Source organism: Variovorax soli (assembly GCF_031454625.1).
In the GTDB taxonomy this organism is placed as follows: domain Bacteria; phylum Pseudomonadota; class Gammaproteobacteria; order Burkholderiales; family Burkholderiaceae_C; genus Variovorax; species Variovorax soli_A.
Window position 1 is genome coordinate 1 of the sequence record NZ_JAVDRF010000007.1, and the last position, 15,849, is coordinate 15,849.

A 15,849-nucleotide genomic window follows, 5' to 3' on the forward strand; every position below is an offset into this window, starting at 1 on the left:
GAAGCGCAGAGCCTGCAGCTCGCGAGCGCCGGCGGCATCGACAACCGCGGCGGAACGATGCGCCAGAGCAGCGGCGTGGGCTTGACCTTGACCGCGCCTGTCTTGAGCAACACCGCCGGCGGCCTGATCGGGGCCGAGCCAGTGCCTGAGACGCCCGTACAGCCGGGCACGGGGACCTCCGACTCGACGACGGCCGATGCCGACACGGGCACAGGCACCGGTACAAGCGCGAGCAGCGCGACCGGCACGGGCAGCAGCAGTGGGGGCGCGACAGCATCGCCCGGCTACGTGCCCGCACCCGGCCACATTACCGCCGCCGGCAGCATCCTCAACGAGGGAGGCCACATTTATGCGGGCGGTGCCGTCCAGCTCGACACCCCGCAGGTCAACAACAACGGCGGCACACTCAGCACGACCAGCCTCGCCGCGAGCGGCCCGAGCTTCAGCAACGCGGGCGGCACGCTCGACGTCGCCGGCAGCTTCAGCGCCCGGGTCGATCGCTTCGACAACACCGGCGGCACGGTGCGCGCCGCCAGCCTGCAGATCGCGAGTACGGGCGACCTGGTCAACCAGGATGGCCAGCTCGAGAGCCGCGGAGATGCGCACCTGAGCGCGGGCAGTGCGCTGAGCGCCCTCCGCGGCACGCTGCGCGCCGCCGGCGATGCCACGCTGCAGGGCGCGAGCGTCGATCTGTCCTCGAGCGCCACCATCGCGGCCAACATCGCGCTGAGTGCCACGCAGGACGACGTCCTCACCAGCGGCGCGACGATCGCCACGCCCGGCACCCTGAGCGTGACGGCTCGCAACCAGGACCGCCAGAGCCTCGTCAACCAGGGCGGCAAGCTCAACGCCGGGCAGTTGAACCTGAACGTCTCCAACCTCGCCAACACACAGGGCGGCGAGATCGTGCAGACCGGCACAGGCGCCATGAACCTCGTCACCAGCGGCACCATCGACAACAGCGGCGGACGCATCGCCACCAATGGCCAGGGCCTCACGCTTCGCGCCACCGGTATCGACAACCCGGGCGGCAAGATCGAACACGCAGGCGCGGGCACGCTCACCATCGCGGGCGGCAGCTACAGCGGCGCCCACGGCGAGATCATCGGCAGCGGCGCCTTGATCGCCGATGTCGCCGGCAGCTTCAACCAGGACGGCGGCAGCACCTCTGCGCGGCAGATCAACGTCCATGCGGCCAGCCTCAGCAACGATGCAGGACGTATCACGGCCGCGGAAGACCTGAGCGCCATCGTCACCGGTGCCGCCAGCAATCGGTCCGGCACCCTCGCCGCCAACGGCAATACCACGCTGAACGCCGCCAGCTTCGACAACAACGGCGGCACGGTGGCGGCGGTCAACGGCCAGCTGAACCTCGCCACCAACGGAACCACTACCAACATCGGCGGCAGCCTGCAGGCCGGCGGCGCCACGTCCCTGCGCAATGGGGGCCTGGACAACACGGTGGGCAAGGTCTTCGGCGACCGCGTGGAAATCGACACCCGCGGCCAGGCGCTGACCAACGCCCAGGGCACGATCGCCGGATTCGCCACCGTCAATGTGGCCTCCGGCGTGCTGAACAACAACGCCGGGCTGATCCAGTCCGGCGCGGCGATGGTGATCGACACCCACGGCGCCGGCTACGACAACCGCGGCGGCCAGACCCAGGCGGCAGGCGATCTGCGCATCGATGCCGGGACCGTCGACAACACGGGGGGCTTGGTCCGTTCCTCGGCCACCACCACCCTGAGCGTGAGCGCCGGCAGCCTGGCCAATACCGCGACCATGGGTTCGGACCAAGGCATCGAGGGCCGGCATGTCGCAATCTCGACACGCCATCTCGTCAATACATCTGGCGCGATCCGCGCCGATATCGATACAGCCATCACCAGCACCGGGCGCGTCGACAACATGTCGGGCCTGATCTCCGCAGGCGACACCCTGTCCATCGCCGACCCGAACGCGGCGACTCCTGCCGCCAAGACCCTGGCCGTCGAGAACACCGCCGGCACGCTGCTGGCCGGCAAGGCACTCGTGGTCGATGCCGGAGCGCTCACTTTGGGCGGCAAGCTCCTCTCCCAGGGCGACATGCACCTCGCGCTCGTGCAGAATGTGGTCATCGCCGCGGGCAGCGAAACCCTCGCCAATCGCGACTTGAGCCTCGACACCCATGGAGACATCAGTAACAAGGGCAAGCTCGCCGCCGGCAACGCCCTGTTGCTCGGGGCGCGCAACATCGACAACGCCGCCACGGGCGACCTCCGGGGCTCCACCACCCGCCTGAACGCGAGTGGCACCGTGACCAACCGCGGCATCATCGATGGCGCCGTCACGCGCATCGACGCGAATACGCTGACCAACATCGGCACGGGCCGAATCTACGGCGACAGGATCTCGATCGGCGCGGGCACCCTCAACAACCTCTCGGAGACTGGCAACGGCCTGGGCAGCGCCGCCACCCTCGCCGCGCGCGAACGCCTGGACATCGGCGCCCAGGCGATCAACAACCGCGACGCCGCGCTGATCTTCAGCGATGGCGATCTCGCCATCGGCGGCAGCCTGGATGCCAACGGGCGGGCGACTGGCGTAGCCGCCACCCTGAACAACCATGCCGCAACCATCGAAGCGACCGGCAACGCCGAGATCACGACCAACCTCCTGAACAACACCAACGGCGGCGTCACCTGGACCCTGCAACCCGGCACGCGCCAGCACATCGTCGAGTACGCGCTGCCCGGCGGCAGCCAGCGCTGGAAGGACAGCGAAGTCCTTTTCGGCGCCGGCGGCACCATCCAGTTTCCCGACACCGGCTGGAACAGCTGGACGGCCATTCCCGCCTCTGACCCGCTCCTGCCGGGCAGCAACGCGGGCGCCCGCTTGCTGGTGCCTTCGCCGGACTACCCGCTGGAGCGCTTTCGCAGCTACTACCTCCGGAGCCCCGCCAACAGCGCGGATCGCAGCCATCAGAACTGCACGGGCGGCAATGCCACTGTCTGCGAGACGACCGCCTCGCCTGGCGCCTGGTATGCGCGTACCGATACGATCTGGGCCACCTTCGGCCTCACCCCTCCCGAGCAGGACCTGCCGGCCGATTTCATCGGCCGGAAGCATCCCGACATCACGGTCGGCCAGGAGGGCATCACGGTCACGGTGGACGGCCCCTCGGGTCCGACCTCCATCCTCCAGCCCTTCGACCATCCGGTCACCCAGGCCGAATACGACCAGTGGCAGGCCTATCGTCAGGCCCACCAGAAGCTTGACGAGGCCACGGTCGCTTTCATCACCACCATGACCGGCGTCGTCAACGGCCCGACTGGCGAGTCCAAGCCGCCGCGCTTCTCTTCCCTCTACGACGCCTACGACTACACCGTCGCTTCCTCCCAGCCCGTGCTGCAGAGTTCCGCACCCGCGAAGATCCTCGCCGGCGGCGCGATGAAAATCCAGGTGGCCAGCGGCGTCAACGACATGAGCCAGATCCTCGCGGGCGGCGCGCTCATCGTCACCGGCGGGCAGATCGCCAATCGGGCCCTTACCGTCGACGCACCGACCGAGCAGACCGGCATTGCGATCCACAGCTACATCAAGGAGCACACCAGCAGCGATGACGAACGGCTCTACCAGATCGCACCCTACGACCTCACGACGCATTCGACCGTCACGCTGGCAGCGGCGCGCCAGGAGGGCTATGCGGCGGTCGCGGGAAGCGGTGCCGGAATCGGCACATTGACTGTGGGCCGGACCGGCGCGGCAGCACAAGGCAGCGGCGCCGTGCAGGCCGGCTCTCACACCAACGCGATCGTGCAGGTGCCCTCGGCGGCCGGTGGCGCTGCCGTCGCTGCCAGCAGGGCCTCCCTGGTCGTGCGCACCAGCGCGCCCGACCCCACACTGCCTGCTGCCAGCCTGTTCGCTAGCCGACCGGAGGCGGGCAGCCGCTACCTGGTCGAGACCGATCCGCGCTTTGCCAACCATCGGCAGTGGCTGTCCAGCGATTACTTGCTCGATAACCTCGGGCTTGACCCGAACATCACCCAGAAGCGCTTGGGCGATGGCTTCTACGAGCAGCGCCTGATTCGCGAGCAGGTGGCGCAGCTGACCGGCCATCGCTTTCTGGACGGCTTCCAGGACGATGACGCGCAGTACGCGGCGCTGATGAACGCTGGCGCGACCTTTGCCGGGCAATACGATTTGCGCGTGGGCATCGCGCTCACTGACGCGCAGATGGCGCAGCTCACCAGCGATATCGTCTGGCTGATCGAGCGGGAGGTGAGGCTGCCGGACGGCAGCACGCAGAGGGTCCTCGTGCCCCAGGTCTATGTGCGCGTGAAGGAGGACGACCTCGACGGTTCGGGGGCGTTGCTCGCCGGCAGCAGCCTGGACATGCGGCTCACGGGCGACCTGATCAACGCCGGCGGCACCATCGCCGGGCGCCGGCTGGTGAGGATTGACGCTGGCAACGTGAGCAATCTGGGCGGGCGCATTCACGGTGACGACGTCGGCATCCAGGCCCGGACCGATCTCGACAATATCGCCGGCGTGATCGACGCCCGAAGCAGTCTGGACCTGATGGCCGGTCGCGACCTCAATGTGCTGACCACCACGCGCGATTCGCGTAGCGGCGCCAGAGGGCTGCCGGGCCTGGATGCGGCCAGCGGCGTGAAGCTGGCTGCCGTCACCGTCGACCGCGTGGCGGGGTTGTACGTCACCGACCCTGGCGGCAGCCTCCTGGCCGAGGCCGGGCGCGACGTGAACCTTATCGGTGCCGAGGTCGACAGCGCGGGCGATGCGCGCCTGTCCGCCGGACGAGATATGAACATCGCTGCGGTCATCACCGGCCGCAGCGAGGACATCCGCTGGAGCGCCAGGAACTCGCGCCGGGAAACGCAGAGCCAGGAGACGGGGAGTACCGTCAGAGCCATCGGCAACGTGAGCCTGACCGCAGGGCGTGACCTGAGCGCGCGCGCTGCCACATTGCGTGCCGGTAAGAACTTGAGCCTCGATGCCGGCAACCAGCTGAGTCTGCTCGCCGGCGAGAACACCCTCTCGGCCGAGACGCACCACGCCTCCAAGGAGGGCATGGCCCAGTACAGCCTGGATGCCGACAGCCGGGTCACGGCGCTGTCGCGCACCACCCTGAATGCAGCGGATATCCGACTCGGCAGCGGCGCCGACATGACGCTCGGCGCCATCGAGGCCGACGCCAGGCGCCTGGACATGGAGGCCGGCGGGCAGCTCAACCTGCCGGTGCAGTCCACCACCCAAGCCGCAAGCCGCCGGGAGAACGACAGCGACGCGGCCTTCGCCTCGGCCTCGGGCAGCGGCATGGCGGACGAGACGAGCCGGTACAGCCGCTTCAACGTCCTGGCGTTGACGATCAAGGCCGCGGGCGGGGTGAACGCCCAGATCGGCCAGCGCGACAGCTTCGCCACGCTGGGACAGCAGCCGGGCATGGGCTGGGTGAACCAGCTCACGAGCGATCCCGCGTTGATCGACAGCACGGCCTGGCAGCGGGTGAAGGAGGCGCATGAGCGATGGGCGTATCACCAGAGCGGCATGGGGCCGGTGACCGCGGCGGTCGTCAGCCTGGTGGCGGGCGTGGCGACGGCGGGCGCGGGCACGGCGGCGGTGGGCTCGAGCTTCGCTGCCGCTTACCCGGCAACCACGGCGGCCGTGCAGGCGGGCATCACCAGCATGGCCAGCCAGGCCGCCGTGAGCCTCGCGAACAATGGCGGCGACATCGGCAGGGTGCTCCAGGAGCTCGGAAGCTCCGACGGCGTCAGGAGCATCGCCACATCGATCGTCACCGCGGAACTCATCCAGGGGCTGGGCACGTCAGGCGTGCTGCCGGCCCCTCTAGCGAATGCGACCAATGGCTCGGCGCTGTTCACGGACCAACTGCAGCGGCAGTTGATCGATGGGGCCGCGAGCGCGATGGTGCGCAGTGCGATCAACGGCACGAGCCTGGAAGGGGAGCTGCGCGATGGGCTGGCGAGTGCGCTGCTCAATACTGCGGCGGCGCAGGGCGCGTTCGAGATCGGCGAGAGCGGCCCGCAAGGCAGCCAGCGGCTCAACGCCTTCGCGGCCGAGGTGGCGCATGCGATCGTCGGGTGCGCGGTGGGGGCGGGGAGAACGGGCAGCGACGACGGGTGCGCCCCCGGCGCCCTGGGTGCGGTGGCGGGACACCTCGTGGCGCAGTACGTCAATCCGACGGGCGATCCGAGCCGTTCGGCACAGACTATCGAGGCATCGCGGCTCTTCGGCGGCATTGCGGCGGCCATTGCGGGCGGGGATGAGCGGGCCATCTACATCGCGACCGGGTCTGCGACCACTGCGGTGGAAAACAATGAACTATTGCACTTGGGTTCTCATGTTGCGGCAATGACAAGAAGCGGCTACACCTTGGAGCGTATTGCGCTTCCAGGATACGGTGATGCATACGTGGACCCGCGCTTGGCAACAGCCCTACAAGACTGGATTGATCAGGCAGCTGCGGCGGGCGTCAGCATTCATTTTAATAGCGCGTTTCGCATTTCCGGACAGCCTGTCGCTGGGGCGGTATATCCGCCCGCGGGCGGAAGCAGCCTTCACAATGCTGGCCTTGCGGTTGATATTAGATACGACAGACTCCAGGACATCCCCGGAGGCTTGACAGGCGACCAGCAAAGGGCAATTCTTCGATCAACGGCAGCCAGCGCAGGGTTGTCGTGGGGTGGAAATTTTGCAAATCCTGACAACGTCCATTTCTTTATAGACCCGTATGGGTCACCGAACCCCGGGAGAGGGAGTCTTATAAACATCCAGCAGGATGCTTATCAATATCTGAACCCCAAAAGATGAAATACAGTTGGCTTCTCGTTTTGATGCTCTTTGCCTTTTCTGCAGATGGCGCGCAGCGGGATTGGGGTAATCGCGTCTATTCAAATGTGCGGCTTCACGAAATGGAAGGCGATTTAACTGGATGGAGAATTCAGATCATTCAGTCCGAGAAAGAGGATTACGCATTGATTCAAGCCTTCGAAGGTGTTCCATCTTCTCCTTGTCTGGTTAGAATCGAATGGCAGGGGAATAAATTCAGATCGAGTCCTCCGCAGACATGTGATTTTCAATCTGAGATAAGAGGGAAGATTGAGAAAAATAGATTAATTATTGAGTTCCCAGCTGGTGTCCAAGGCGCACCCAATCAGAAAAAGGCAGTGCTGCCTCTTATCAGGTAGCCGAAATCTCCGTTCTCGATGCAAGGGCTGAGGCGCTGGTGCTGACATCCTGACTCCGCTGAGCTGGAAGGCGAATCGCGTGATCGCCTTCCAGCGCACGCCGACCCACTGCCCGCGGCAACAGGCGCACCGCGCAAGCAGGCGCGCTCAGTCGCCCGGCGCCAGCGTCATGCTGGTGCGCAACCCGCCGGTCGCCGAAGGCCCGACCCAAAGATCGAACTGGCCCGGCTCCACGGTCGGCGTCATTTGCTGCCCGATGAACGTCAGGTCGGCGCGCGTGAGCGTGAATTCGACCGTGGCCGTCTGCCCCGCGGGAATGCGCAGCTTGCGGAACCCCTTGAGCTCGCGCACCGGCCGCGTGACGCTGGCCGCCCGGTTGCCGATGTAGAGCTGCGCCACCTCCTCGGCGTCGCGCTGGCCGGTATTGGTGATGCGCGCGCGCACGGTCGTCTTGCCATTCCAGTCCATGCGTGCGGGACTGATCTCGAGCGCGTCGTAGCGCACTCGCGCATAGCCGAGGCCCTGGCCGAAGGCGAAGGCCGGGTCGTTGGTCGCGTCCAGGTAGCGCGCCTTGTAGAAGGTGGCCGGCGCGTCGGCAAGCTGCGGCCGGCCCGTGCGCTTGTGGGCGTAGTAGTAGGGCACCTGGCCGGGCGTCTGCGGAAAGCTCACTGGCAGCCGGCCGGAGGGATTGATGTCGCCGAAGAGCACGTCGGCGATGGCGGGCCCGGTCTGCGAACCGAGGAACCAGGTGACCAGGATCGCTCGCGCGTTGCGCACTGCGCCGCGCAGCGCCAGCGCGCGGCCATTGCGCAGCAACACCACCACCGGCTTGCCGGTGGCGGCCACGGCCTCGGCCAGCGCCTGCTGCGCGTCGGGAATCTCGATGTCGCTGCGCGAGCGCGCCTCGCCCGACATCTGCTCGTTCTCGCCGATGGACAGCAGCACCACGTCGGCCTCGCGCGCAGCCGCGACCGCCGCATCGATGCCGCCGGGGATGGGCGTCTCGACGTTGCTGCCGCGCACCACCGTCAGCAGGTCCGGCGAGGCCAGCGATTGGCGCACTGCCTGTTCGATGCCCATGGGCGCCTGCTGGCCGGGAAAGATGCGCCACGGGCCGAACAGGTCCTCGGTGCCGGCAAAGGGCCCGATCAGGGCGATGCGCTTGCCCGACTTCTGCAGGGGCAGCACGTCGTTGTCGTTGCGCAGCATGACGATCGCGCGGCCCGCCGCCTCGCGCGCGAGCCCCTGGTGCGCGGCGGCGTCGAAGCGCGGGCCGGGCGTGTCCTCGAGGCCGCGGAAGGGATGGTCGAAGAGTCCGAGGCGCTGCTTCACGCGCAGCACGCGCCGCACGGCATCGTCGAGCCGCGACATCGGCACCTCGCCCGATGCCACAAGGCCGGGCAGGTACTTCATGTACAGCCCGCTCTGCATGCTGACGTCGGTGCCGGCCATGAAGGCGCGCCTCGCGGCCTCGCGGCCATCGGCCGCAAAGCCGTGCGCGATCAGCTCCTCGTCGGCGGTGTAGTCCGAGACCACGAAGCCCTGGTAGTCCCATTCGTCGCGCAGCACGCCGGTCAGCAGCGCGCGGTTGGCATTGGAGGGAATGCCGCCGATCTCGTTGAAGGCGCTCATGATCGACAGCGCGCCGGCATCGATGGCCGCGCGGAAGGGCGGGAAGTACACCTCGCGCAGCGTGCGCTCCGAGAGATCGACGGCGTTGTAGTCCAGCCCGCCCTCGGCCGCGCCGTAACCGGCGAAGTGCTTGGGGGTGGCCAGCATCGCGTCGGCGCGCCCGAGCTCCGGACCCTGAAAGCCGCGCACGCGCGCGGCGGCGAACTGCCGGCCCAGGTAGACGTCTTCGCCCGCGCCCTCGATGCCGCGGCCCCAGCGTGCGTCGCGCGCGATGTCCACCATCGGCGCAAAGGTCCAGCGGAAGCCGTCGGCCGTGGCTTCGACCGCGGAGGCGTGCGCAGTGCGCTCGGCCAGCGCCGGCTCCCAGCTCGCGGCTTCGGCCAGCGGCACCGGAAAGACGGTGCGAAAGCCATGGATGATGTCCGCGCCGAAGATGAGCGGGATGCCCAGGCGCGATCCCTTCACCGCCGCCTGCTGGGCGCGGCGCTTGCCTTCGAGGCCCTCGTTGTTGAAGAGGCCCGTCACGCGGCCGGCGCGGATCTCCGCGAGCTGCTCCTCCTCGCTCTGGCGCGCGCCCTGCGGGTTGCCCACCGTGTCGACGGCGGCAGGGGCATAGAGGCTCAGCTGGCCCACCTTTTCCTCCACCGTCATGCGCGCGATCAGCGACTCGATGCGCGTGAGCGACACCGGGTCCAGCCCGCCGGGAGACTGACGGGTGGCGCAGGCGCTGAGAAGGGAGAGGAGAAGAAGGGCGAGGGCGAGGCGAGGGAATCTGCTGCTGCGAACGCTCATCGGCGCCATTGTCGCGCGGCCTGTTAATACACCCGCGCTTGCGTCGGGCTTCGCCGGGCCATTGCGTCAAATCAAAGTGACCCGGCGGTGTTTGATATGCGAACAGGTCTCTCGCCTCGGGGACAATGGGCGGATTCGACGAGGAGGTCCGCCCGATGTACATGCCGCTCCATTTCGATAGCCAGGATCGCGGCATCGCCGCGGAGCTGATGCGCGCCCATCCCTTCGCCAGCCTGATCTCGACCGACGACGAGGGCCTTCCCTTCGTCACGCACCTGCCGCTGGTGCTGGACGACCGGGGCGAAGAGGGCGGCTTTGCGCTATTGGGCCATTGCGCCAAGCCCAATCCCCAGTGGCGCTACCTGCAGGCGCGGCCCAGGGCCGTCGCGGCCTTTCTCGGGCCGCATGCCTACATGTCGCCGTCGGTCTACCCCGACCTGGCGCGCGTGCCGACCTGGAACTACCTGGCCGTGCACTGCACGGTCGAAGCACGGCTGATCGAAACGCCGGTCGAGAAGGATGCGCTGCTGAAGCGGCTGATCGGGGAGCACGAGCCGGCTTATGTGCAGCAGTGGCGCGACCTGGGGGAGGAATTCCAGCTCAAGATGCTCAACGGCATCGTCGGCTTCGAGCTGCAGGTGACGGCGCTGCAATGCAAGCTCAAGCTCAACCAGCACCGCCGCGAGGCGCATGGCGCGATGTACGCGCGCTACAGCGCGGGCACGCCGGACGAGCAGGCACTGGCCGTCTGGATGCAGCGGCTCGGCATGAAGACCGATGCGTCGCACGCGCAGGAGAATTGAACGATGCGCGCACTCGGTTTGATTGGACTGGTGCTCACCCTCGTGATCGTCGGCCTGATGGTCAGGAAGCAGATGGGCAGCATGGCGGGCGCCTCGGCCGCTGCCGATGGGCGCGCACCGGTGTCGCAGCCCCGGCAGGTCCAGCAGCAGTTCCAGCAATCGCTGGACGCCGCGATGCGGCAGCAGCGCCCGGTCCCCGATGATGCCCAATGACGAGCACTGGATGCGCCTCGCGCTGGCCGAGGCACGTGCAGCGGCAGAGGCCGGCGAGGTGCCCGTCGGCGCCGTGCTGGTAAAGGGGGGGCGGCTGGTCGCCACCGGGCGCAACGCCCCGGTCGCACTGCACGACCCCAGCGCGCATGCCGAGATGAATGCGTTGCGTGCCGGCGGCGCGGCGCTCGGCAACTATCGTCTCGACGGCTGCGAGCTCTACGTGACACTGGAGCCTTGCGCGATGTGCGCCGGCGCCATGCTTCACGCCCGGCTGTCGCGCGTGGTGTTCGGCGCCGCGGACCCAAAGACAGGCGCGGCAGGTTCGGTGCTCGACCTGTTCGCGCAGCGTGAGCTCAACCATCGCACGTTGGTACAGGGCGGGGTGCTGGCGGCCGACTGCCAGGACCTGCTGCAGGACTTTTTCAAGGGGCGGCGCAGCGCGGCGCGGGAGGCGGCCGAGCCGCTGCGCGACGATGCGCTGCGCACCCCGGCCGAGCGCTTCGAGGCGCTGGCCGACTACCCCTTCGAGCCGCACTACGTGAACGATCTGCCGAGTCAGCGCGGCTGGCGCATGCATTACCTCGACGAAGGGCGAGCCACGGCATCCCCGGCCTGCCTGTGCCTGCACGGGCCCGGTGAGTGGAGCTACTTTTTCCGGCATCTCGCGCGCGTGCCGGGATGGCGGGTGCTGGTGCCGGACCTGATCGGCTTCGGCCGCAGCGACAAGCCCAAGCGCGAGGCGGCGCATACGTGGGGCTGGCACCGCGACCTGCTGCTCGAATGGCTGGACCGGCTGCAGCCCGGGCCGCTCGTGCTGGTGCACAGCGCCGGGGCGATCCCGCTTGCCTCCCTGCTTGCGAGCGCGGCGCCCGCACGTTTCCAACGGGTGATGGAAGCGACCGATGCAGGCGAGGATGCAACCGTCGCTTGGCGCGCGCCCTTTCCCGATCGCGGCTACGAGGCCGCATTGCGGGCCCTGGGCGCCGTTCCATCGGGCGTCTCCGGTCCCAGCGCAGCGCAGGCGGCGCGGCTCGCGAAGGAGGCGATGGGATACTCCGGCCCGTGAAGAAGAAACACATCTACATCTATTCCCCCTCGAGCGCCGTGCGCGACAAGGCGGCCTTCCGGCGTGGCGTGAAGAGGCTGCAGGCGCTGGGCCACGAGGTCGAGGTCGACGAGGCCGCGCTAGACACCCATCAGCGCTTCGCCGGCGACGATGCCACCCGCCTCGCGGCCATCGGCCGGGCCGCTGCCAGCCGGGCCGACGTGGCCCTGATCTCGCGCGGCGGTTATGGCCTCACGCGCATCCTCGACGCCATCCCCTACAAAGCAGTCGCCAAGGCCATCGAGCGCGGTACCGAGTTCGTCGGCCTGAGCGACTTCACCGCGCTGCAGAGCGCGCTGCTGGCGAAGACGGGCGCCGTGAGCTGGCAGGGGCCCGCCGTGGGCGAGGACTTCGGTGCCGAGGATGGCCCAGACGACATCATGGAAGCCTGCTTCGACGACCTGCTGCATGGCCAGGGAGAAGGCAGCGGATGGCGCGTGCCCAAGCGCGATGCCGAATCGCTGTCCGGCTTTCGCGGCCTGCATGGCGCGACGCTGTGGGGCGGCAATCTCTGCGTGCTCGCGAGCCTGCTGGGCACGCCTTACTTTCCGGCGATCGACAAGGGCGTGCTCTTCCTGGAAGACGTGAACGAGCACCCGTACCGGGTCGAGCGCATGCTCGACCAGCTGCGCCATGCCGGCGTGCTGGCGCGCCAGAAGGCCGTGCTCCTCGGCCATTTCACCGGTGCGCGCAAGGTGCCGCACGACCGGGGCTTCGACATGCAGACGGTGGCCGCGCGGCTGCGCACGCTGATCAAGGCGCCGGTGCTCACCGGGCTCCCCTTCGGTCATGTGCCAACGAAGGTGCTGCTGCCTGTCGGGGCCCAGGTCGAGGTCGCGGCCGACGGGCGCGACGTCTTCATGGTGTGGGGCCACCGGCACGCCCACTGACCGTAGCGCCCAAGAAAAAGCCGCTGCACGGGGCAGCGGCTTCGACGGAGGGGAGGAGCCCTCAGGTGGTGATGCGGTGATGCGGCCGCGGCACCATCGCGCCGGGCAAGCCACCCTTGAACAGGCGGTTGATCTGGCGCATCTGGCGCCGGGCGGCCACCTCGCCGTCGACCGCGCTCAGCGCGGTCAGCACGTCCTGGCGCAGGTACCAGAGCGCTTCCATGTCGCCGGCAAACCGCACGCGCTGGGCCACGCGCTGGGCGGAATGGCCGCCATGGGTCTGCAGCAACGACAGCATGGCATTGCGAATCTGCCCCATCTGCCGGTCCGACGATCGGCGCAAGCTGACGAGCGGGGACGACAGAACTCGAATAAAACTTTGTAGTACGGCCATGTGACAAAGGCGGGTGCCAGGAGCCCAGAGGATTACAACGTTAAGCCTGTGCATCGTGCCAGACAAGACTCCGCGCAAACTTTCATGTTCAAAAACAACATACTTCACAAATATCTTCAAGCATCAGGCGAAGAAGTGATACGTAAGTTGTACTGCCAAGATTCCTTCGCTGTACAACATTGTTTCCGAATGAAAATGCGATGAGCTCGGCGCGGTGGAAGGCTTGGATTTGAATCCTCCTTGGGGCGTTTGAGCCTCGCCTTGCCATAATCCTTTGGGGCGAGCTACCAAAAACTGCACAAATGACCAGTCATCCCACTGTCGTTTTCGCTGATCTGACCGGGAGTACGCGGGTCTTCGAGGCCATGGGCAACGCCCGGGCCACGGAAACCGTGACCCGGCTGATCCAGTGGATCGGCGGCGTCTGCGAGGCTCACGGTGGGCGTGTTGTCAAATCGCTGGGTGATGGCGTGTTTGCAATATTTGGCAGCGGCTTCAACGCCACCCGGGCCGTGCTCGAGCTCCAGCGCAACCACCAGAAGCGACTGCAGACCTGGCCGGCGCCGCTGCGCATGGAGTTGCAGATCGGGGTCGCGAGCGGCGAGGTGGTGGAGGTCGATGGCGACTGCTATGGCGATGCCGTCAACCTGGCTTCTCGCCTCAGCGATCTGGCCGGTCCCAGCCAGATCTGGGCCACCGAATCGGTCATCGACCAATTGCAGGGTGGCGAGGTGCGGCATCGCAGCCTCGGCCCGATCAATATCCGAGGCAAGAACGAGATGCCGGTGGTCCATCGCATCGACTGGCAGGACGAGATCACCGAATTCCTCACCATGCCGGCCACGCTCGCGGTATCGGCGCGCCCGGTCGACTCCTCCTTCGGGCAGATCGAACTCGCCTGGCTCGATGTGCGCTCCATGTTCCGAGCCGCCGAGCTGCCCATCCACCTCGGGCGGGTGGACGAGGCGCAGTTCGTGGTCAACGATCCGCGCGTGTCGCGGCTGCATGCGCGCATCGAGGCCCGACACGGCAGCTGCGTGCTGGTCGACATCAGCACCTACGGGACCTGGGTTCGCTTCCACGGCACCGCCGGGGCCAGCGGCGAGATCGCCTTGCGGCGCGACGAATGCGTGCTGCATGGCAGCGGGGAAATCGGGCTGGGCGCGCCGCTAAGCGACTTCAGCGCGCCGACCATCTCCTTCAACACCACCGGCGGCAACGTTCTCCTTGCGCGGCGCGAAGCGCGCTGAGGCCGGGCGCGGTGGCCGATCGCCCGCCGCGCTGCGCTGATATTCCTTGGCAAGCCGGGCGGCTGCGTCCACCATCGCGGGTTCTGCCCTTCGCCGCCTTATGCTGCCGCCCTTCGATCCATGGCTGACGAGCCGCATCGCCCTCGATGCGGCCGCGGTCGCGCATGCCGGCGTGCAGGGGCTGGCCGAGCGGCAGTCGAGGCGGCTGGGCGAGCTCCTGCGCGCGGCCGTGCGCGGATCGGCCTTCTATCGCCGGCGCTTCCAAGGGCTCGACCTCGCCCGCGTCAAGCTGGACGAACTGCCGGCGGTGCGCAAGGCCGAACTGATGCACGCCTTCGACGACTGGGTCGTCGACCCGGCGTTGCGCCTCGATGCGCTGCGCCGCTTCACCGCCGACCGTTCCCGCATCGCCGATCCCTTCGCCGGCCGCTATGTGGTCTGGGAGAGCTCAGGCAGCAGCGGCGAGCCGGGCATCTTCGTGCAGGACGCCCATGCCATGGCGGTCTACGACGCCCTCGAGTACCTGCGCCGGCCGGCGGCGCGCTCGCTGGAGCGGCTGATGAACCCCTGGGGTCTGGGCCAGCGCTTCGTTTTCGTCGGAGCGACAGACGGGCATTTCGCGAGCACGGTCTCGATCGAGCGCCTGCGGCGGCTCAACCCGACGCTATCGCTGAGCCTGCGCAGCGTGTCTTTCCTGCAGTCCTCCGAGGCGCTGGCGGCACAGCTCGACGCCCTGCGTCCCACCGTCGTGGCCACCTATCCCAGCGTGGCGCTGCTGCTGGCCGAGGAGCGCCTGGCGGGCCGGCTGCATGCGGTACCGCAGGAGATATGGACCGGCGGCGAGGAGCTGTCGGCGACGCGGCGCGGCTTCGTGCAGCAGGCCCTGGGCTGCCCCGTGGTCGACAACTACGGCGCCTCCGAATTCCTGACCCTGGCCAGCGAATGCCGCCACGGCCGGCTTCATCTGAACAGCGACTGGGCGATCCTCGAATCGGTGGATGCCGAGGGGCGTGCGGTCCCGCCGGGCGAGCGCGGCGCCAGCTCGTTGCTGACCAACCTCGCCAATCATGTGCAGCCGCTGATCCGCTATGACCTGGGGGACCGCGTGCGGCAGGACCCCGATGCCTGCCCCTGCGGCTCCGCGCTGCCCGTGATCGAAGTGGAAGGCCGCAATGACGATGCCCTGCGTCTCGGCCGGCCGGGCGCACGCGCCGTGTACGTGCCTCCGCTGGCGGTGAGCACGATCCTGGAGGACGACGCCGGCCTCTTCGACTTCCAACTCGTGCAGCAGGGCCCCTGCGAGCTGTTGCTGCGCACGGGCCTGCAAGGCAAGGCGGCAGTCGACGGCCTGCGACGCGCGCGCCTCGCGCTGTCCGCCTACCTGCAGCACCTGGGGGCCGAAGGTGTGCATATTCACTGCAAGAGCGGCGAACGCGAATGCCGGGGCGCCAGCGGCAAGGTGCAGCGCGTGCTTGTAGAACCGACTTGAAGCGCCGGAGGGCTTCCACTAGGCTTCACCCTTCGACCGCCACAAGGCGCAGCGGCCTTGCGAGCTACTTCCA

General features: G+C 67.9%; 10 protein-coding genes. 8 read left to right on the plus strand and 2 right to left on the minus strand.

The genetic code is table 11. The features are described from left to right. Positions 1 to 102: 102 nt before the first annotated feature. Both J2739_RS16745 and J2739_RS16750 read left to right on the plus strand, forming a co-directional pair. Positions 103 to 6,831, plus strand: coding sequence for a DUF637 domain-containing protein (locus tag J2739_RS16745; protein WP_309903626.1), 6,729 nt, complete (start codon positions 103 to 105; stop codon positions 6,829 to 6,831). After that, positions 6,828 to 7,208 (plus strand): hypothetical protein, encoded by a 381-nt coding sequence (locus J2739_RS16750; RefSeq protein ID WP_309903627.1) that lies wholly within the window; start codon positions 6,828 to 6,830, stop codon positions 7,206 to 7,208. The genes J2739_RS16745 and J2739_RS16750 overlap by 4 nt, the downstream gene beginning before the upstream one ends. 147 nt (positions 7,209 to 7,355) lie before the next feature. Here the strand turns inward: J2739_RS16750 and J2739_RS16755 are convergent, their stop codons facing one another. Continuing rightward, positions 7,356 to 9,527: a glycoside hydrolase family 3 N-terminal domain-containing protein gene (locus J2739_RS16755; RefSeq protein ID WP_309903628.1), complete on the minus strand. Its 2,172-nt coding sequence runs from the start codon at positions 9,525 to 9,527 to the stop codon at positions 7,356 to 7,358. 260 nt (positions 9,528 to 9,787) lie between these two features. Between J2739_RS16755 and J2739_RS16760 the strand changes: the two genes are divergently transcribed. Genes J2739_RS16760 through J2739_RS16775 form a run of 4 tightly spaced genes read left to right on the plus strand, consistent with a single transcriptional unit; the run spans position 9,788 to position 12,643 of the window. Further along, the gene (locus J2739_RS16760) at positions 9,788 to 10,435 is read left to right on the plus strand and encodes an FMN-binding negative transcriptional regulator (RefSeq protein ID WP_309903629.1); all 648 of its coding nucleotides are present in this window, start codon (positions 9,788 to 9,790) and stop codon (positions 10,433 to 10,435) included. A gap of 3 nt (positions 10,436 to 10,438) precedes the next feature. Further along, positions 10,439 to 10,648: a hypothetical protein gene (locus J2739_RS16765; protein ID WP_309903630.1), complete on the plus strand. Its 210-nt coding sequence runs from the start codon at positions 10,439 to 10,441 to the stop codon at positions 10,646 to 10,648. Further along, positions 10,635 to 11,714, plus strand: a complete 1,080-nt coding sequence (gene tadA, locus J2739_RS16770) for a tRNA adenosine(34) deaminase TadA (protein WP_309903631.1) — start codon at positions 10,635 to 10,637, stop codon at positions 11,712 to 11,714. Before J2739_RS16765 ends, tadA begins: the two co-directional genes overlap by 14 nt. Next, positions 11,711 to 12,643 (plus strand): LD-carboxypeptidase, encoded by a 933-nt coding sequence (locus tag J2739_RS16775; RefSeq protein ID WP_309903632.1) that lies wholly within the window; start codon positions 11,711 to 11,713, stop codon positions 12,641 to 12,643. The genes tadA and J2739_RS16775 overlap by 4 nt, the downstream gene beginning before the upstream one ends. A gap of 61 nt (positions 12,644 to 12,704) precedes the next feature. Here the strand turns inward: J2739_RS16775 and J2739_RS16780 are convergent, their stop codons facing one another. Next, complete coding sequence (locus J2739_RS16780) at positions 12,705 to 12,962, minus strand: hypothetical protein (RefSeq protein WP_309903633.1); 258 nt, start codon at positions 12,960 to 12,962, stop codon at positions 12,705 to 12,707. 377 nt (positions 12,963 to 13,339) lie between these two features. Between J2739_RS16780 and J2739_RS16785 the strand changes: the two genes are divergently transcribed. Together J2739_RS16785 and J2739_RS16790 are read left to right on the plus strand one after the other, a co-directional pair. Beyond that, entirely contained in the window at positions 13,340 to 14,287 is a 948-nt protein-coding gene (locus J2739_RS16785) for an adenylate/guanylate cyclase domain-containing protein (protein WP_309903634.1), read from the plus strand. Positions 14,288 to 14,387: 100 nt separating this feature from the next. Further along, positions 14,388 to 15,776, plus strand: a complete 1,389-nt coding sequence (locus J2739_RS16790) for a phenylacetate--CoA ligase family protein (protein WP_309903635.1) — start codon at positions 14,388 to 14,390, stop codon at positions 15,774 to 15,776. The last annotated feature ends 73 nt before the right edge of the window (positions 15,777 to 15,849 follow it).

Excerpts from the sequence above, each read along its gene's own strand:
- J2739_RS16750 (WP_309903627.1), top strand. The coding sequence starts at position 6,828 with ATGAAATACAGTTGGCTTCTCGTTTTGATGCTCTTTGCCTTTTCTGCA.
- J2739_RS16760 (WP_309903629.1), top strand. The coding sequence starts at position 9,788 with ATGTACATGCCGCTCCATTTCGATAGCCAGGATCGCGGCATCGCCGCG.
- J2739_RS16765 (WP_309903630.1), top strand. The coding sequence starts at position 10,439 with ATGCGCGCACTCGGTTTGATTGGACTGGTGCTCACCCTCGTGATCGTC.
- tadA (WP_309903631.1), top strand. The coding sequence starts at position 10,635 with ATGATGCCCAATGACGAGCACTGGATGCGCCTCGCGCTGGCCGAGGCA.
- J2739_RS16780 (WP_309903633.1), bottom strand. The coding sequence starts at position 12,962 with ATGGGGCAGATTCGCAATGCCATGCTGTCGTTGCTGCAGACCCATGGC.
- J2739_RS16785 (WP_309903634.1), top strand. The coding sequence starts at position 13,340 with ATGACCAGTCATCCCACTGTCGTTTTCGCTGATCTGACCGGGAGTACG.
- J2739_RS16790 (WP_309903635.1), top strand. The coding sequence starts at position 14,388 with ATGCTGCCGCCCTTCGATCCATGGCTGACGAGCCGCATCGCCCTCGAT.